Origin of the sequence: Pseudomonas sp. Seg1, from assembly GCF_018326005.1 — a bacterium.
In the GTDB taxonomy this organism is placed as follows: domain Bacteria; phylum Pseudomonadota; class Gammaproteobacteria; order Pseudomonadales; family Pseudomonadaceae; genus Aquipseudomonas.
Map to the genome: position 1 here is coordinate 4,084,884 of NZ_AP021903.1, position 16,857 is coordinate 4,101,740.

General features: G+C 59.3%; 22 protein-coding genes and 1 pseudogene. 12 read left to right on the top strand and 11 right to left on the bottom strand.

The features are described from left to right. Positions 1 to 48 precede the first annotated feature (48 nt). Positions 49 to 1,494 (bottom strand): SulP family inorganic anion transporter, encoded by a 1,446-nt coding sequence (locus KI231_RS18290; protein WP_212809412.1) that lies wholly within the window; start codon positions 1,492 to 1,494, stop codon positions 49 to 51. 158 nt (positions 1,495 to 1,652) lie between these two features. Here KI231_RS18290 and KI231_RS18295 point away from each other — a divergent pair, with 158 nt between their 5' ends. Next, positions 1,653 to 1,955, top strand: coding sequence for a DUF7693 family protein (locus KI231_RS18295; RefSeq protein ID WP_212809414.1), 303 nt, complete (start codon positions 1,653 to 1,655; stop codon positions 1,953 to 1,955). Between the two features lie 107 nt (positions 1,956 to 2,062). Continuing rightward, positions 2,063 to 2,608, top strand: coding sequence for a hypothetical protein (locus tag KI231_RS18300; RefSeq protein WP_212809416.1), 546 nt, complete (start codon positions 2,063 to 2,065; stop codon positions 2,606 to 2,608). Between the two features lie 42 nt (positions 2,609 to 2,650). Here KI231_RS18300 and KI231_RS18305 read toward each other — a convergent pair whose 3' ends face one another. Both KI231_RS18305 and KI231_RS18310 read right to left on the bottom strand, forming a co-directional pair. Next, complete coding sequence (locus KI231_RS18305) at positions 2,651 to 3,286, bottom strand: hypothetical protein (RefSeq protein WP_212809418.1); 636 nt, start codon at positions 3,284 to 3,286, stop codon at positions 2,651 to 2,653. A gap of 118 nt (positions 3,287 to 3,404) precedes the next feature. Next, positions 3,405 to 3,863, bottom strand: coding sequence for a GNAT family N-acetyltransferase (locus tag KI231_RS18310; RefSeq protein WP_212809420.1), 459 nt, complete (start codon positions 3,861 to 3,863; stop codon positions 3,405 to 3,407). Positions 3,864 to 4,005: 142 nt separating this feature from the next. Between KI231_RS18310 and KI231_RS18315 the strand changes: the two genes are divergently transcribed. After that, positions 4,006 to 4,650, top strand: coding sequence for a TetR/AcrR family transcriptional regulator (locus KI231_RS18315; protein ID WP_212809422.1), 645 nt, complete (start codon positions 4,006 to 4,008; stop codon positions 4,648 to 4,650). Positions 4,651 to 4,717: 67 nt separating this feature from the next. Here KI231_RS18315 and KI231_RS18320 read toward each other — a convergent pair whose 3' ends face one another. The 3 genes from KI231_RS18320 to ggt all read right to left on the bottom strand — a co-directional run bounded on the left by KI231_RS18320 (position 4,718) and on the right by ggt (position 8,253). Continuing rightward, positions 4,718 to 5,731 (bottom strand): lysozyme inhibitor LprI family protein, encoded by a 1,014-nt coding sequence (locus KI231_RS18320; protein WP_212809424.1) that lies wholly within the window; start codon positions 5,729 to 5,731, stop codon positions 4,718 to 4,720. Between the two features lie 193 nt (positions 5,732 to 5,924). Continuing rightward, entirely contained in the window at positions 5,925 to 6,458 is a 534-nt protein-coding gene (locus KI231_RS18325; RefSeq protein WP_212809426.1) for a cysteine hydrolase family protein, read from the bottom strand. A 67-nt stretch (positions 6,459 to 6,525) separates the two neighbouring features. Further along, positions 6,526 to 8,253, bottom strand: coding sequence for a gamma-glutamyltransferase (gene ggt, locus KI231_RS18330; protein WP_212809428.1), 1,728 nt, complete (start codon positions 8,251 to 8,253; stop codon positions 6,526 to 6,528). Positions 8,254 to 8,405: 152 nt separating this feature from the next. On the opposite strand from ggt, the gene KI231_RS18335 reads away from it, so the two are divergent. Beyond that, positions 8,406 to 8,921 carry a methylated-DNA--[protein]-cysteine S-methyltransferase gene (locus KI231_RS18335; protein ID WP_213028813.1) on the top strand — a complete coding sequence of 172 codons (516 nt, stop codon included), beginning with the start codon at positions 8,406 to 8,408 and terminating at the stop codon, positions 8,919 to 8,921. Positions 8,922 to 9,032: 111 nt separating this feature from the next. Here the strand turns inward: KI231_RS18335 and KI231_RS18340 are convergent, their stop codons facing one another. The 4 genes and pseudogenes from KI231_RS18340 to KI231_RS18355 form a co-directional block, all read right to left on the bottom strand. Next, positions 9,033 to 9,623 (bottom strand): NUDIX domain-containing protein, encoded by a 591-nt coding sequence (locus KI231_RS18340; RefSeq protein WP_212809430.1) that lies wholly within the window; start codon positions 9,621 to 9,623, stop codon positions 9,033 to 9,035. A gap of 155 nt (positions 9,624 to 9,778) precedes the next feature. Then, a pseudogene (locus tag KI231_RS18345) lies at positions 9,779 to 10,777 on the bottom strand (chitinase); the annotation flags it as partial. A 43-nt stretch (positions 10,778 to 10,820) separates the two neighbouring features. Then, the gene (locus KI231_RS18350; protein WP_212809432.1) at positions 10,821 to 11,456 is read right to left on the bottom strand and encodes a lytic polysaccharide monooxygenase auxiliary activity family 9 protein; all 636 of its coding nucleotides are present in this window, start codon (positions 11,454 to 11,456) and stop codon (positions 10,821 to 10,823) included. A 222-nt stretch (positions 11,457 to 11,678) separates the two neighbouring features. After that, positions 11,679 to 12,116 carry a hemerythrin domain-containing protein gene (locus KI231_RS18355; protein WP_103306764.1) on the bottom strand — a complete coding sequence of 146 codons (438 nt, stop codon included), beginning with the start codon at positions 12,114 to 12,116 and terminating at the stop codon, positions 11,679 to 11,681. Positions 12,117 to 12,265: 149 nt separating this feature from the next. On the opposite strand from KI231_RS18355, the gene KI231_RS18360 reads away from it, so the two are divergent. After that, complete coding sequence (locus tag KI231_RS18360) at positions 12,266 to 12,691, top strand: GNAT family N-acetyltransferase (protein ID WP_103306765.1); 426 nt, start codon at positions 12,266 to 12,268, stop codon at positions 12,689 to 12,691. Between the two features lie 99 nt (positions 12,692 to 12,790). Here KI231_RS18360 and KI231_RS18365 read toward each other — a convergent pair whose 3' ends face one another. Then, positions 12,791 to 13,141: a hypothetical protein gene (locus KI231_RS18365; RefSeq protein ID WP_103306766.1), complete on the bottom strand. Its 351-nt coding sequence runs from the start codon at positions 13,139 to 13,141 to the stop codon at positions 12,791 to 12,793. Positions 13,142 to 13,275: 134 nt separating this feature from the next. On the opposite strand from KI231_RS18365, the gene KI231_RS18370 reads away from it, so the two are divergent. From KI231_RS18370 to KI231_RS18400, 7 genes are all read left to right on the top strand, one after another. Beyond that, positions 13,276 to 13,605, top strand: a complete 330-nt coding sequence (locus KI231_RS18370) for a DUF6388 family protein (RefSeq protein WP_212809434.1) — start codon at positions 13,276 to 13,278, stop codon at positions 13,603 to 13,605. A 25-nt stretch (positions 13,606 to 13,630) separates the two neighbouring features. Further along, positions 13,631 to 14,335, top strand: coding sequence for a YoaK family protein (locus tag KI231_RS18375; protein WP_212809435.1), 705 nt, complete (start codon positions 13,631 to 13,633; stop codon positions 14,333 to 14,335). 105 nt (positions 14,336 to 14,440) lie between these two features. Then, entirely contained in the window at positions 14,441 to 14,833 is a 393-nt protein-coding gene (tusD, locus tag KI231_RS18380) for a sulfurtransferase complex subunit TusD (RefSeq protein ID WP_103306768.1), read from the top strand. 1 nt (position 14,834) lies between these two features. Next, the gene (gene tusC, locus KI231_RS18385; protein WP_103306769.1) at positions 14,835 to 15,191 is read left to right on the top strand and encodes a sulfurtransferase complex subunit TusC; all 357 of its coding nucleotides are present in this window, start codon (positions 14,835 to 14,837) and stop codon (positions 15,189 to 15,191) included. Then, positions 15,191 to 15,484: a sulfurtransferase complex subunit TusB gene (gene tusB, locus KI231_RS18390; protein ID WP_212809437.1), complete on the top strand. Its 294-nt coding sequence runs from the start codon at positions 15,191 to 15,193 to the stop codon at positions 15,482 to 15,484. The genes tusC and tusB overlap by 1 nt, the downstream gene beginning before the upstream one ends. Continuing rightward, the gene (locus tag KI231_RS18395; protein ID WP_212809439.1) at positions 15,481 to 15,816 is read left to right on the top strand and encodes a TusE/DsrC/DsvC family sulfur relay protein; all 336 of its coding nucleotides are present in this window, start codon (positions 15,481 to 15,483) and stop codon (positions 15,814 to 15,816) included. Before tusB ends, KI231_RS18395 begins: the two co-directional genes overlap by 4 nt. Beyond that, positions 15,813 to 16,814, top strand: coding sequence for a glycosyl transferase family protein (locus KI231_RS18400; protein WP_212809441.1), 1,002 nt, complete (start codon positions 15,813 to 15,815; stop codon positions 16,812 to 16,814). Before KI231_RS18395 ends, KI231_RS18400 begins: the two co-directional genes overlap by 4 nt. Positions 16,815 to 16,857 lie beyond the last annotated feature (43 nt).

Consider the following 16,857-nt stretch of genomic DNA (forward strand, 5'->3'; position numbering starts at 1 on the left):
TCACTCTTGTGGGAGGGGCCTTGCTCCCTCCCCTATTGAGTTGCGTACTCAGTCGTGATCGACACCGGCACGTTTGAGCAGTTTCTTGCAGCGCTCCGACAAATGAAACACCTGCAGATGCTTGCCGGCCTTCTCATAGCGTTCGCGCAGGGTTTTCAGCGCGGCGATCGCCGAGTAATCGACGAAGCTCAAATGCCGGCAATCGAGCGTGACCCTGGCGGGATCATTGGCCGGGTCGAACTGGTTGAGGAACGGTGTAGTCGAGGCAAAGAACAACGTGCCGTGCAGGCGATAGAGTTTGCTGCCGTCGGCCTCCAGATGTTCATCGGCGTACAACTCGCGCGCCTGCTGCCAGGCGAAATTCAGTGCAGCGATGATGATGCCGCACAGCACCGCCGTGGCCAGATCGGTGAACACGGTGATGGTGGTCACGGCGATGATCACCAGCACATCGTTGAGCGGCACCTTGTTCACCACCCGCAACGAGGCCCAGGCGAAAGTCTGCTGCGACACCACGAACATCACGCCCACCAACGCCGCCAGCGGAATGCGCTCGATCAACGGTGACAGAAACAGGATGAACAACAGAATCAGCACGCCCGCCACCACGCCAGACAAACGCCCGCGCCCGCCGGAGCTGAGGTTGATCACGGTCTGGCCGATCATCGCGCAGCCGCCCATGCCGCCGAATGCGCCCGAGACCATGTTCGCCGCGCCCAGCGCCACACACTCGCGATCCGGGTAGCCACGGGTTTCGGTGATTTCGTCGGTGAGGTTCAGCGTCAACAGGGTTTCCAGCAGACCGACCAGCGCCATCAGGATCGCGTACGGGGCGATAATGCTCAGGGTTTGCAGGTTCCACGGGATGTTCGGCAGTGCAAAAGTCGGCAGGCCACCGGCGATGTGCGCCATGTCGCCAAGGGTGCGGGTCGGCAGGCCGAACAGATAAACCAGCAGGCCCACACCGAGAATGGCCACCAGCGCCGGCGGCACTGCACGGGTCAGACGCGGCAGGATGTAGACGATGGCCATGGTCAGCAGCACCAGCCCGGTCATCAGGTACAGCGGCGTGCCGCTGAGCCAGTGCTCACCACTTTTGAAATGTTCCAGTTGCGCCAGCGCAATGATGATCGCCAGGCCGTTGACGAAGCCGAGCATCACCGGGTGCGGCACCATGCGCACCAGTTTGCCCAGCCGCAACAGCCCGAAGGCCATCATGATCAGCCCGCCCAACAGCACGGTTGCCAGCAGATACTGCACGCCGTGCTGCACCACCAGTGCGACGATCACCACCGCCATTGAACCCGCCGCGCCGGACACCATGCCCGGCCGACCGCCAAACAACGCGGTCAGCGTACAAATGATGAAGGCGCCATACAAGCCCATCAATGGATTGAGGTGCGCCACCAGCGCAAACGCAATGCATTCGGGCAACAGGGCAAACGAGGTAGTGAGTCCGGCCAGGACATCGGCGCGCAGACGTATCGGTTTCATGGCTTACCTGATTGAGCGGCCGCTGAGCACGGCCGGCGATGTTCACGAAAAAGAGGGTGGCGGATGTTACGGAATTGTCCGGGTTCGGGCCAGTGATCGCTGACACTCGTCGACATGCGCTTTATGCTGGCGCGCTTGTGCATCCATCGAGTTCAAACATGTCTGAGTTTCTGAGCGCCCGTGAGGTTTGCCAACGACTGCGCGATGCCGCACTTGGCGTGCTTGCGTTGCAGGTGTCCGCGGCGCCTGCCGAGGCCGGACTTGTCGCGGTCGAGATCGAAGGCTGGCATTTGCTGCTGGATTTTGAAGGTAAACGGTTGCATCACTGTGAATTCGCTCGTGACGACAATGGCCACGAAGGCGCGCTCGACACCTGGCAGCGTTACGGCACCGATCCGGTGAGTTTGCTCAGCACCTGGGAACTGGCGCAGATCGAAAACTTGCTGGCTGAGCGAGGCTGATATTGCCCAGCGAGAAAATGTTTCTTGCGAGTGAGTAAACACGGTTGCTCGATGATGGCACTCTGCCCATAATTCGCGCCCCCTACATTCCCACGCAAGGAACTGCCGTGAAGAAGTCGCTGTTGTTGATCCCGATGCTGGCGTTGTTGCTGCAAGGCTGTGGCATGACCATGACCCGCTACGAGCCGAGTTACGAAAACGTGCAGAAGCTCAAGCAGACCCCACCGCTGCACGCGATCAGCAATCCTCAAGTCACCGCCGAAACCGGTGAAGGTTCGCTGATGGTCCGCGCCAACCCGATCCGCTCGCCGTCCGGGAGCATCCCGGCGCACATTCAGGACGCAATCACCGAAGAGCTGCGCAAGGCTGGTTTGCTGGATCCTAACGCCCAGCGACAATTGAAAGTGCTGGTGGTGAAGAATGAAATGACCGCTGGCATGGGCACAGGTAGCGGCAAGCTTGCTGCACGTTTCACCCTGCTCAATGGCAATGATGTGGTGTACGACGCGACCAAGGATGTCAGCAGCCAGTGGAGCAGCAGCTTCTTCGGTTTCATTGCGATCCCGAACGCGGTTAACGCTTACAACCCGATGTTGCGTGATTTGCTGAAAGATCTGTACAGCGATCCGCAGTTCATCCAGGCCCTGAAATAAGGGTAAAAAAAGAGCCGCGATTGCGGCTCTTTTTTTTTCGCGTCACGCCCGTGGAATACGGGAGTCGAGCGCTGAGTACTTCAGGTTCTTGTTGTCGATCATTTGCTTGAGCAGCGCGTTGACCTGACGGGCGAACGTGTCGTTGACCGCCGCCTTCGGGGTATTGCCCATCAGCGGAATGAACCAGATACCGACCCAGGTGCCGATCGCATCGTGGTTGCTCGCGGTGCTCAGGGCCTGACCTGTTCCGTCCACGGCTTCCAGGCTCATGGTGTACTGATCGGTGCCGTACGCCGGGATCACCCCCAGGCTGAAACCACTGATGAAGCCCAGCACCATCGAACCGGCATTCGGCGGATGGTTGTACATTTTCAGACGCAGGCTGTAGTCGCCTGGTTGCTTCTGGAACTCATCCAGCGTGACACGACCGAACAGACCGGAATCCGTCAGAATCTTTTGCAGCTCCGGCTTGAGCTGGTCACGTGCCTGCGGCACTTCTACGGCCGAGGCGCTTTTCGGCTCGCCCTGATAGAAGTCGAAATCGACATAGACGTTAGGCTTGTTGGCATAACTGGCCATCGACGGCATTGTCACCGGCGCCACTTCGTCTTTAGTGAAACTGGCACAACCGCCGAGCGCCATTACCAGGCCCAGCGCCAGGATTTTCCCGAATTGCATGATGTCCGTCCCTATTTGAACAACGCCAAATGATGGCAATGAGCCTCCATTGCGGAGGCCGGGCGGATTCTAGAGAGAGCCGGCGTCGGGGGAAAGAGAAAAAGACAAAAATTTCGACTCAGCCTTGGCGCAAATCGAGCAGGTAGGTGTAGTAGCCGGTGTCTCGCACATAGCCCAGCGACTCGTACAAACCCTGGGCGGTGAAGTTGTCGATCGCCGTTTCCAGCACCAGTCCCTTGGCGCCCGTCTCCAGGGCAAAGTCGCGGGCTGTGTTCATCAATAACCTGCCGACGCCACGACCACGGGCGGAAGGCGCGGTGAACAGATCGCTGAGCAACCAAGTGCGGTGGGCGTCGATGGACGAAAACGTCGGGTACAACTGCACGAAACCCAGCCCTTCACCGTGTTCATCCTCAGCGAGAAAAATCACTGATTCATTGCCCGCCATACGCTCGGCGATAAAGGCGCGCGATTGCTCAAGGTTCGACGGTTGTTCATAGAACCCCCGGTAGGCGTCGAACAACGGCGCCACCGCATCCAGATGAGTCGCGTTCGCCCGCAGTGCCCGAATAGTCATATCCCCTCCTCGCCTGCATAAATGATCGAACCAGCATAGCGCTGTCTGTCGAGCGTGCTGGCCTCACCGCTATATAGTTTTGTATATTGCGAAACCGAAATCGCCAGAATCTGTTTATGTCGTCTTTTACTTTCGTGTGTCCATGAGCGCTATTCGAGTCCGCAACGAACAGTTGATCCTTGCCGCTGCCAGTGAAGAGTTTGCCGCCAAGGGCTTCGACGCCACCCAGACCCGCGACATCGCGGCCCGTGCCGGGGTGCCCAAGGCCAATCTGTATTACTACTTCCAGTCCAAGGAAAACCTTTACAGCAAGGTGCTGTTGGGTTTTGTCGAGCCGCTGCTGGAGGCGTCGGCGGTGCTGCGTGAAAGCGACGATCCGCTGATTGGCTTGCGTGCCTATGTCGCTGCGCGGATTCGTATCGCCCGCGAGCACCCGGCGATTGCCAAGGTGTTCAGCGGTGAATTGTTGCTCGGGGGGCGGCAGTTGCCGGATGAGTGCCGCGATCTGTTGCACGCTGAAGCGCGGCGCAATGTCGAGTGCCTGCGCAGCTGGATCGACCGTGGCTTGCTGGCGCCGGTGGATCCTGAACATTTGATGCTGTTCATTTGGTCGGCGACGCGTACCTACACCAATATCGGCTGGCAGATGGGCCGGATCATGCAGCGCGAGGTGCCGCTGGATGAGGACTATCAAACAGCGGCAGAAACGATTACGCGAATGGTGCTGGAGGGTGTGGTGGTGACACCGCGGGTTGGGGAAATTCGTGGGGTTTTGTTTGCCACTTGAGGGGATTGCGGACTGCTGCGTAGCCATCGGGCGGTGCGACGTTCCGCTAAATCCCCTCGCCACAGCGTCAGGGCATATGGTCCAAAGGAATCCCACGATTGCCGTTGGTGCGTTGGTACCAGGCTTGCAAAACGTCGGGCAGACGTCCTTTCCATTTCGCAGCGTTGGTGTAATAGCGCATTCGCTCCTGTCCGTTTGCTCCGTAGGTCAGCATGATGACCCAAAAATGCTGGTCGGTTGTGCTCACCATGATGCCGGTGCCGCCCAGGCCTCGCATCCACATTTCCACGACCTGACTGCCCGGTATATCGGTTGAGGGATCACCGATATGCAAGTTGCCGGAGAACTCCACCAGCTTTTGATAATCATCCTTGAGCAAAGCGTGCAGGATCTGATTTTCTTCAGGGTTGCGCGCCAGACCAAGGCTGAGCATGTCGTAATCGAGCGTCAGTGGTTGCTCCGAGGCGACGTAAGTGCCGGCGTAAAACACGCCCATTCCGGCGCCGCAGTCGGCATCGGAGCCGGCTTGCGAGATGTTCAGTACGCCGTTCAGGGGGGTGAAGCTCAACGCGCACTCGCCTTCTACGTAATGTGCTTCGCCGTCCTTGAGTTCAGCGGTGCCGTCGAGGTCGCCGGAGTTGGCCCCCTCTCCCGCCGCGATATCAAACGTAATGTGCGCAGCATCGCGGCGATGCGTGGTCAGCGTGGCTGCCGTTGATGTTCGAGAAGGAATGAGTTGCCAGGTCGCATCCCAACTGAACGGCTGAACAGCATGCTCCAGTTCGGCCAGACGCATCACATACTGACGGCGCAAACAGGCAGTCAGCGCGCCACAGGCGTTGCGGCTCTTCAGCCACTGCCGTTGATCAGTCTTGAGCGCCTTGGCATCGGGAACCTTGGCCAGAGTAGAACCCCAGCGTTCGGCGAGTTGCTCATCCAGTTGCGACAGATATGGATCGGCGCAAATGGCTTTTTCGGTTTTACTCGAAGCACTGGCGCAATCGAAACTGCTGGCGTGGGTGGCGCAGGCAAACGCGAGGGTGGTCAGCGCCAAGGCATGACGGAGGGTGAAAACGAGCATCGACAGAATCCATTCTTCAAACGGCGGGCAGTATGCCAGTGCTGCTGACGAAAATCCTCGCTGGACACAAAGGTTTCAGCCGCCGCAGATCCCTGTGGGAGCGGGCTTGCCCGCGAAGACGTCCGGTCAGGCAAATCCTCGGTAACTGGCACTCCGCCTCCGTGAGCAAGCCCACTCCCACAGGCAATCGGGCTTAGAACGCAATGTCTGCGCCCGGTTTGACATCGATCCGCGCCACGGAACCGGTGAGGTGTGCCAGATCCTTGTTGTGTTCGGCGATGATGTCTTCGGCACTCATGTTGCCGTTGTCGAGGGTGGAATGCGCATCCGCGACGAGCACCACGTCGTACCCCAACTGATGGGCCTGACGCACGGTGGCGTTGACGCAATAATCGGTTTGCAGACCGCAGATCACCAATCGCTCGAAATCTTCGGTCGGCAGCAATTTGCGCAGGTCGGTCTGGTAGAACGAATCCGGGGTGGTTTTGCTTACGCGCAGATCTTGCGGGGATGTCTCCAAACCTACGGCCAGTTGCCAGCCATCGGCACCATGAGCCAGCGGGCTGTCTTTTTCCTCATGCTGAATCAGCACCACCGGAACCCCGGCCTTGCGTGCTCGGGTGCTGAGGTCGTTGATGGTGTCGATCACACGGTGGATGTCGTGACACTGGTATTCGCCCGAGCACAGGGCGCGCTGGACGTCGATGATCAGTAATGCGGTGGTCATGATGAGCCTTCCTTGATCATTCCTTGAGACAGGGACGGACTGGCGTCCGCCCCCTTTTTTACGCCTCTCAGTAACCCAGTGACAACCCGGTATTGCGCCGTGGATCGTTGGCGCCGTAGAAACGGTTTTTGCCGACCGGTTTACCCCCCAGCGACGGCGCGCCCACCAGGATCGCGGCAATGTGGTTGGCGTCCTGCGGACCGGCGAACTTGTGGCCCCAGCTTTCGAGGATCTTCCGGGTATCCGGGCTGGCGGCGAAGTCTTCTAGGTTGGTTTCTTCCGGCATCCACTGTTGGTGGAAGCGTGGCGCATCGACCGCTTCCTGCAAGCCCATGCCGTAGTCGATGACATTGAGCATGGTCAGCAAGGTGGCGGTGATGATGCGGCTACCGCCCGGGGTGCCGACTACCATGACCACTTTGCCGTCCTTGGTGACGATGGTCGGGCTCATCGACGACAGCGGCGCCTTGCCCGGAGCAATGGCATTGGCTTCGCCTTGCACCAGCCCGTACATGTTCGGCACGCCGACCTTGGAGGTGAAGTCGTCCATTTCGTCATTGAGGATCACCCCGGTCTTGCTCGCCATCACGCCTGCGCCGAACCAATCGTTGAGGGTGTAGGTGACCGAGACCGCATTGCCCCACTTGTCGACGATCGAATAGTGCGTGGTGTTGCTGCCTTCGTGGGGCGCGACGCCGGGTTTCAGCTCGGCCGAGACGCCAGCCTTTTGTGGCTGGATCGCATCACGCAGCTTGGTCGCGTAGTTCTTGTCGAGCAGGTGCTCGATCGGGTTTTTCACAAAATCCGGATCGCCGAGGTAGCTGTTGCGATCGACATAAGCGTGACGCATCGCTTCGATCTGATAGTGCATGCCCTGGGCCGAATGGAAGCCCAGATCCTTCATCGGATAGCCTTCAAGGATGTTCATGATCTGACAGATCACCACCCCGCCGGAGCTTGGCGGTGGTGCGGAAACTACGTGGTAGCCACGGTAATCGCATTCCACCGGAGCCAGTTCACGGGTTTTGTATTTGTCGAGGTCGGCCTGGGTGATGATGCCTTTGTTGGCCTGACTGGAGGTGACGATGGCGTCGGCGACCCAGCCTTTGTAGAAACCGTCGGCACCTTTTTCAGAGATGGTGCGCAGGGTTTTTGCCAGGTCTTTCTGCATCAGTTTCTGCCCGACCTGCATCGGCTCGCCATTACTCAGGAAGATCGAGCCGGAATCGCGGATGTCCTTTTTGAACACATCCGTAGCGTATTCGAGCAGTTCGACATCACCCTGCTGCAACTCGAAACCGTCTTCAGCCAATTTGATCGCCGGGGCGATCATCTCCTTGCGCTGTTTGGTGCCGTACTTGCTCAGCGCCAGCTCCATGCCGGACACGGTGCCCGGCACGCCAACCGCCAGATGGCCCCGGGTGCTGAGGTCCGGGATGACGTTGCCGTCCTTGTCGAGGTACATGTTGGCCGTCGCGGCCAGCGGGGCTTTTTCACGGAAGTCGAGGAAGGTCTTGCGCCCGTCTGCCAGTTGAATGGTCATGAATCCGCCGCCACCCAGGTTGCCCGCTGCGGGATAAACCACCGCCAGCGCATAACCCACCGCGACCGCCGCATCGACGGCGTTACCGCCGTTTTTCAACACATCGACGCCCACATGCGTGGCCAGATGTTGCGCGGTGACCACCATGCCGTTTTCCGCCGCAACCGGTGCCACCGAGGCAGCGTGAGCCATGAGACAGCTGAGTGCCAGTGAGGTCGCTATCAGCGATCTGGCCAAAGGTTCGTACTTCATGAGTCGATCTCTTTTTTTGTTTTTAGGGTCTGTGCAAAACAGAGGGGAACGCTTCAAGAGCAACAAGCAGTATGGTCGGCTTTACGGTTTGCGCCTCCCCGATCAGCCAGTATGCTGGGCGTCGTTACCGTGCCGATCCGGAGTTCTTCCCGATGCCCTACACGTTCATCACCCTGCCCTCGCCGGTCGGCGAGCTGAAGCTGGTCGCGAACGGTTCACGACTGGCGGCCATCCTCTGGGAAAACGACAAACCGAACCGCGTGCGTCTGGGGCCGATGAGTGAGGCACCGGATAATCCGGTCCTGATCAACACAGCACGACAGCTGGAAGAATATTTTGCCGGGACACGCAATTGCTTCGATCTGGAACTGGATTTTGCCGGCACCGATTTTCAGAAAAAGGTGTGGGCGGCGTTGCTGACCATTCCTTTTGGGGAAACTCGCACGTACAGCCAGATTGCCGAGCAGATCGGCAATCCGAGTGCGGTGCGCGCAGTGGGAGCGGCGAACGGACGGAATCCGATTTCGATAGTCGCGCCGTGCCATCGGGTCATCGGGGCGTCGGGGAAATTGACCGGGTTTGCTGGCGGGCTTGAGGCAAAGGAGCGGTTGTTGAGGCTGGAGGGTAGCCAGTGGTCGGAGGTAGGTCGAACGGGGGAACTGTTTTAGCCTCCGCGTTTGTGGCGAGGGAGCTTGCTCCCGCTCCAGTGCGCAGCACTGGCAAAATATTGGGGCCGCTGCGCAGCCCAGCGGGAGCAAGCTCCCTCGGCACAATGGTATTCAGTCGGTAAACAGATTATTCATCGCCGCGAATTGCAGCAGCATGATGGTCTTGGCATCGCAGATCTCACCGCGCTGGAACGCCGCCAATGCCTCGTCGAAACCCCACTCCAGCACTTCCAGCTCTTCGGTCTCTTCTTCCAGACCGCCACCGTTGCCGACCTTCGACGCCGAGTCGTACTCGGCGATGAAGAAGTGCAGTTTCTCGGTGACCGAACCGGGGCTCATGTAAGCCTCGAACACCTTCTTGACGTCGTGCACGCGATAACCGGTTTCCTCTTCGGCTTCATCGCGAATACGCTGCTCCGGCGCAGCACCTTCCAGCAACCCCGCCGCCACTTCGATCAACAGGCCGTCATGGCCATTGACGAACACCGGCAGGCGGAACTGTCGGGTCAGCACCACTGAGCGCTTTTCGCGATTGAACAGCAGAATCGCCGCGCCATTGCCTCGGTCATACACCTCGCGGGTCTGACGCTGCCACTCGCCGTTATTGCGGTGATAGTCAAAGGTGACTTTCTTCAACAGATACCAGTCGTGGGACAACACCTCGGTATCGATAATGTTGACCCGCTCGGCTGTGTTGGACATGACGCCTGATCCTTTTGTCATCAGAAAGCGTCCATAGTCGATCAATCGAACCCACAAAAAAAGCCCGGCAGCGCTACCGGGCTTTTTATTGGCGATTAACGGGCCATGTGCGACAGCGTTTCATCCACTACTGGCGTGCTTGCCTGCACGCCCGTGATCAGCGGGCCGTAGCGCCGACTGAACTCCCAGTTGTACGGCACACGATCCTTGCTGACGCCGTTGTCCCAGTTCACCGACCAGGTCATCAGGCCTTTGATCAGGTGCCCTTTGATCGCCAGCCGTTTGAGCACATTGCCGACGACGGTCTTGTCGATCACATAACCGGTGGCGGCAGCGTCGACGTTGGCGGGCAGGCCGATGACGAACTTGTCCGCCGCGATCTTCGTGAACCCTCGAGTGCCGGTCACCAGACTTTCGGTCAGGTAATAGAGGAAATCCTCTTTCAGCGCATCGTTGTTCTGCGCGATCCACGCGCCGGCGCCGTTGTTGGCCTCCGGCACCCAGACCCCGTCGCCACCCTGATTGTAGAACTGCGGTGCGATGAAATCGTAGTAGCCTTCCAGCGCTTGCAGGTAACCGACGTACTTGCCGTTGCTGGTGAGGTACGGAAACTCCGGGGCCATGCTGATGATGAAGTGCTTGCCCTGGCCGGCGTAGTGATCCTTGACCAGTTTCAGCGCAGCCGGGAGCACGGTCTTGTTGGCGGCGAAATCAATCGCGCTCTGTTCAAGATCGATGTCCAGACCATCGAAGCCGTAGGTTTCCACCAGGCGGATGATTTCATTGGCCAGTGGTTGCTCCTGACCGCTGCGCAGTTCGATGTGCGCATCGGCTCCGCCAAGGGAGATCAGCACCGCCCGCCCCTGACTGTTGAGCACGCCGACCTGGCGGCGAAACTCGGCATCGGAAACGTTGAACGGCTTGAAGGTCGGAATCCCGCTGCCTTTCATGAAGGCCACGGCGACGACGTTGTATTCCTTGGGTACATCCTCCAGCGCGATGCTGGCAAACCGGCCCTGCCGATAGCCGTCGCTGGGTCCCGCCGGCCAGTTGTGCCAGAAGCCCATGAGGATCTTTTTGCCGGCGATGCTCGGCATCAGCGAAGCCGCATCGGTCGCCGCATTCTGCAATAAAGTGAAGTCGATTTTTGACATGTTCTAATCCTTCAGAACGTGTGGATTGGGCGACGCTGCGCCGTTATTTGAAGTCGACGTCGAAGGCCTGATAGAAGGCGTTACCGGTGTTGGCAACGATCCACATCAGTACGATGACGTGATGCCCCTTCTTGTTGGCCGGTAGTTTCACTTCGTGATCGACCTTGGCCTTCATCTCACCCGCGTGGCTGTAGTACGGAACCTGAGTGTAGAAGTCTTCGAAAAACGGTTGCGCCTCCAGTTGCGCACGGGTGATGCGCTGCTGCGGATCCCAGCCATCCTTGGTGATCAGCCAGCGGTAGCCACGGGTGGTATGCGCCGCGGTGTACACCCAGTTGACCTTGAGGGTCTGGCCCGCGGTGACGTTGAGCAACGGCCAGGCGAACGGACGATTGAGCTTCTTGCTCATTTCCTCACTGGTGAAGTTCACGCAATCGCGAGCGTCGGACTTGCCGCCACTGAGAATGTAGCCGTCAGTGGGCGGCGTGACGCTGTCACTGTCGCTGCCATAGGGCGCCGGGAACGGCCCGGCCGCCAGTGCCGGAAAGTTCTTGCCGCCTTCCATTTCGTTGACCTGCCAACCGGCCAGCAACCCGAGATCGATGGCCACCGAGCCACGGCTCGCTGGAGAGGTGACGCGACCATGTCGCAGTTGGGTTTCCAGATTTGCCTGATTCATGTTTTTCACTCCGTTGATTTAAGAACTCTCCTTCCCGAGGAGAGGCCTTCAAGCTAACGGAGGGGGATTTTTTGTCCATCGGCGGTTTTGTCGCAGTCTGCCCGGTCACAATTCGCAAAACACCGAAAATACTGGATAGATATACAGCTTATTGCGACAGCTCGCACTCGACGTATAGCCAAAGACGTACACGTCGAAGTTGTGAAATCCCGCATTGGCTACTCATGGCAGTTGTGCCTGAAACTCCTTTTCGTACTGACCGGCCAGCTGCACTTTCTGTTTTTCGTTGAGCAATTTGCCGGCCATCTGGAAGAACTTCTGCTCTTCTTCCTTGAGGTGGTGGTGGACCTTGTCCGAAAGCTTTTTCGCCGTGGCGAGCCACGCCGGACTGGACATCTCGGTCTCGTCCAGCTCTTCCATCATCTCGTCCATTTCGTGGTGCTCGGAAATGGCGTGACGGCTGAGATCGACACCGTTGTCGAACTCCATCAGCGGGATATAGAAATGGCGTTCTTCAGCGGTTTCGTGGGCTTGCAGTTCAGCCTTGAGCTGCTTGTAGGCCTCGACCCGTTCCGGGCTGTCACCGCTGGTCTCGATCAGGGCTTTGGCGTAGGTGCGCTGGCGGTCATGGCTTTCGCGAAGGGCTTCGAAAATGTTCATGGGGTGTCCTCATCAACCGCGTTCTGGAATGACGCTGTAGAAAGCTAGACCGCAGCGCGAGCGCGGCGGTTCCACCGGGTTGCAGCGGGGCTTGGAAGACATCCCCTGCACAGGATAGGCTGCGGGTTCTCACCACAAGGAAGTCATGCATGAACTTGCGTATCGAGTTGTCGAACAACCCCACCGACGAACAACGCCAAGCCATACTCTTGCCCCTGATTGCGTATAACGATGCCAAAACGGGCGGCTCAAAGTCCGAACCGTTCGCCCTCATGGTGCGCGATGACCACGACACAATCCTTGGCGGTTTGTATGGCCGTGTGATTTTTCAGTGGATGTTCATTGAGTTGCTGTCAGTGCCCGAACAGGGCCGGGGACGGGGCATTGGCTCGGAACTGATGGCCATGGCCGAAGCGTTGGCCAGAGAGAAGAATTGCCTGGGCATGTGGCTGGACACCTTCGACTTTCAGGCGCCGGGGTTTTACCAGAAGCTGGGGTTCAGCCAGTTTGGTGAAATCGTCGATTATCCGCCGGGGCACAAGCGGCATTTTTTCCAGAAGCGCTTGATGGATTGAATTTGACGGCCCCTTCGCGAGCAGGCTCGCTCCCACCTTGAAATGCATTGCTGTGGGAGCGAGCCTGCTTGCGAAGACGGAAGCAGCCTCAACACATCATCAAAGGCAAGTCGCCAACGCCGCCAACCGCCGCTTGGCCACAAAATCATCTTTCTGCGCGTAGTAGTTCAGCGCCGTGCCCGACGCCTGCGTGCTGACATCGACAAACGACTCCGCCGAACGCGTATACACCGTCGAACCGCCCTTCTTGCCCGGTTGCAGATAAGCCCCTGCATCCACGCCGAACACCACTTCGTCCTGCCACGCGAATTGCACGCACTGGGCGACGACTTTCTCAGGCTTGTCCGAGGTCAGGGTTTTGTAGGGAGTTTTAGTGCGAGCATCGTCCATCACCGAACCCGCGCAACCGGCCAGCACCGTCGCGGCCAGCGCCACCATCAGAATTCGCATTGCATTCGCTCATTCAGAAAAAAGCGGACTGTATCACCGCAGCAGCAGAAATCGTTCTGCTTTACTGCATTTATAGCGCGACACGCGCAGGCCGCTGCGGCAACCTAAGGTCATCAGCCTCACAAGGAAAACCCATGGCGCCTACCGATCAGCGACATGAACACGCTCTGAAACTGTTTCTCGATCAACGCCCCGAATTGCGCGAAACGCTTGATCATCTCAATCCGCTTTTGGCCCAAGCCAAGGGTGAAACCAAGGCGCAGTATCGCGAAGAGCGTCTGCACGAAGCCTTTGAGGAGGAAGCAGAAAGCCTCGGGTTGTTTGCTTGGGAACTGACCTTGAAACTGACGGCCGATTCGCCCGAGGAATATCAGGCCCAGCGTCTTGAGGTACACCGCGAAGTAGCGGAAATGGCCGGCATGGAGTGGCTGGAAAACTGCGATCTGTATGGAATAGAACCGTAACCGCCGCTCAAGGAAACAATTGACGATGCTGCCTTCCGCCTCGACTCACCGGGCCAGCCCCGGCCATCTGCACACGCAGAAATGGCGTGGCCGCGTGGGTCTGACGCTGGTGGCCAGCCTGTCGGTACTGGCCGGGATGACCGACGCCATCGGCTTTATGGCCAGCGGTGATTTCGTCTCGTTCATGAGTGGCAACACCACGCGGCTGGCGGTGGCGATCAGTGATGGCGACCTCGGCTTGACCCTGCGTCTGGTGATCCTCGTCGCTACTTTTGTTGTCGGTAATGCATTGGGTGTACTCGTCGCGCGTCTCGGCGGCCGACGGGCGCTGCCTCTTCTACTGTGTATCGCCACCCTGCTCTGCGCCGCTGCTGCCTGGCCGTTTGATTCGCAACTGCCGGCCCTGCTGGCGGCGATCATCGCCATGGGCATGCTCAATGCGTCGGTCGAGGAAGTGAATGGTCTGCCGGTCGGGCTGACCTATGTCACCGGTGCATTGTCACGGTTCGGCCGTGGACTGGGCCGATGGCTGCTCGGCGAGCGGCGCAGTGGCTGGCGCGTGCAACTGGTGCCGTGGAGCGGGATGTTTATCGGCGCGATTCTTGGCGCCGTGCTGGAACATCACTTGGGGCTCAAGGCGATGTTCGTCAGCGGTGTGCTGGCGGCGATCATCGGACTGCTCTCTCTGAAAATCCCGCGGCGCTGGCAACTCGGCTATATGCCACGCTGACTGTTACCGAGATTAATTCCCTGTGGGGGCGCGTACACAACTTGGGTTTCGCCGCTACCCCGATAAAGCTTTATCATGGCCGCAGTTTTGCTGACCGAGTCCATCATGAAGTTCGCCATCGCGTTGTTTTCCGCCGCCCATGCGCCCTCCTCGCGCCGTGCCCTGCTGTTTGCGCAAGCTGCGCTGGCCGGCGGGCATGAGATTGTCCGGCTGTTTTTCTATCAGGATGGCGTCTACAACGCCTCCGACGCGGTGGTCACCCCGCAGGATGAACTGGACTTGCCCAAGCAATGGCGCACGTTCATCAGCGAGCAGAAGCTGGATGGCGTGGTGTGCATCGCCGCGGCCCTGCGCCGAGGCGTGCTCAACGGCGAAGAAGCCAAACGCTATCAGCGTGAGGCCGTGTCGGTCAGTGCGCCGTGGGAATTGTCCGGCCTCGGTCAGTTGCATGATGCGGTGCAAGACGCCGATCGCCTGATCTGTTTCGGAGGTGCGTGAGATGGCCAAATCCCTGTTGATCATCAGCCGTCAATCGCCATGGTCCGGCCCCGGTGCCCGCGAAGCGCTGGACATCGTGCTGGCCGGCGGCGCCTTCGATCTGCCGATCGGTCTGCTGTTTCTGGATGACGGCGTGCTGCAACTGGCCGCTGGGCAGAACGCCAAGGCCTTGCAGCAGAAAGACCTCAGCGCCAACCTGCAAGCACTGCCGATGTTCGGTGTCGAAGAGCTGTTTTACTGCGCCGACAGCGCCAGTGACCGAGGGCTGAAAAACCTCTCGCTGGATGAGGCACAACCGCTCGCCGCCGAGCAAATCACCGCCCTTATTGACCGTTACGACCAGGTGATCACCCTCTGATGTCGACTTTGCATGTGTTGTCTCATTCCCCGTTCGGCGACGATCGCCTGACCAGTTGCCTGCGTTTGATCGGTAGCGCTGATGCTTTGCTGCTGAGCGGTGACGCGGTTTACGCACTGCAACCGGATACCGCGCCGTTTGCGGCGTTGCAAAGCCGCCAGATAAAACTGTTCGTGCTGGAGGAAGACGTGCAGGCCCGCGCCGTGTCGATTCCGGACTGGGCCGAAGCCATCGATTACCCGGCCTTCGTCGAACTGACGATCCACCACGACAAGGTCAACAGCTGGCTATGAATTCCATGACCGTCGGCGCCCGCGCCATCGAGCTGGACAAGGATGGCTTTCTGGTTGAGCTGAGCGATTGGTCGCCTGACGTCGCCAGCGCCCTCGCTGCCGCCGAAGATATCGAACTGACTGCCGACCACTGGGAAATCCTCGAACTGCTGCGCAGCTTCTATGCCGAATTCCAGCTGTCCCCGGCGACCCGCCCGCTGATCAAGTACACCGCGCTGAAACTCGGCCCGGACAAAGGCAACAGCCTGCACCTGAACCGACTGTTCAAAGGCACCCCTGCCAAACTCGCCGCGAAACTGGCGGGCCTGCCCAAACCGACGAATTGCTTATGACCGACTTCCCAGCGCTGACCCTCGAAACGCCTGCCGAACATCCGTTCGCCCAATTCGTGCGAATCCTTGGCAAAGGCAAGCGCGGCGCCCGCGATCTGACCCGAGAAGAGGCCCGCGAAGCCATGGGCATGGTGCTCGACGACAAAGTCGAGGACACCCAGCTCGGCGCCTTCCTGATGCTGCTGCGGCACAAGGAAGAAAGCGCCGAGGAAATGGCCGGTTTCACCGAGGCCCTGCGCGCTCGTTTGCAGGCGCCGGCACTGAACGTCGATCTGGACTGGCCGACCTATGCCGGCAAAAAGCGCCATCTGCCGTGGTATCTGCTGGCGGCGAAATGCCTGGCACAGAACGGCGTGCGCATTTTCATGCACGGCGGCGGCGCGCACACCGCCGGGCGCCTGTACACGGAACAATTGCTGGGAGAGCTGAACATCCCGTTGTGCCGCACCTGGCAGCAGGTCGGCGACGCGCTGGACAACGGTGGCCTCGCGTTTATGCCGCTGATGGACTGGGCGCCACAGCTGCAAAAGATGATCGACCTGCGCAACACCATGGGCTTGCGCTCGCCGATCCACTCGCTGGCGCGGATTCTCAACCCGCTGGGCGCCCGCTGTGGGCTGCAAAGCATCTTCCATCCCGGCTATCAGGCCGTGCACCGTGATGCCAGTGGCTTGCTGGGCGATACCGCGATAGTGGTGAAAGGCGATGGCGGCGAAATCGAGATCAACCCGGATGCCGACAGCCATCTCTACGGTACTCGCGGCGGCGAAAGCTGGGACGAGGAATGGCCACAGTTGTCGGCACAACGCCACGTCAAACCAGCCTCGCTGGACATCGAGCATTTGAAAGCGTTGTGGCGCGACGAGGTGGTCGACAGCTATCCGCAAATGGCGCTGATCTCGACCATGGCGCTGGCGCTGCGAGGTCTGGGGCAAAGCCGTGAACAGGCTTTCGAAACCGCCGAGCAATACTGGGCCGCGCGGGACAAATCGATTTAACCGATCATTCGCGCCCGATCTTTGCGCTTTTTGTTCGAACTCA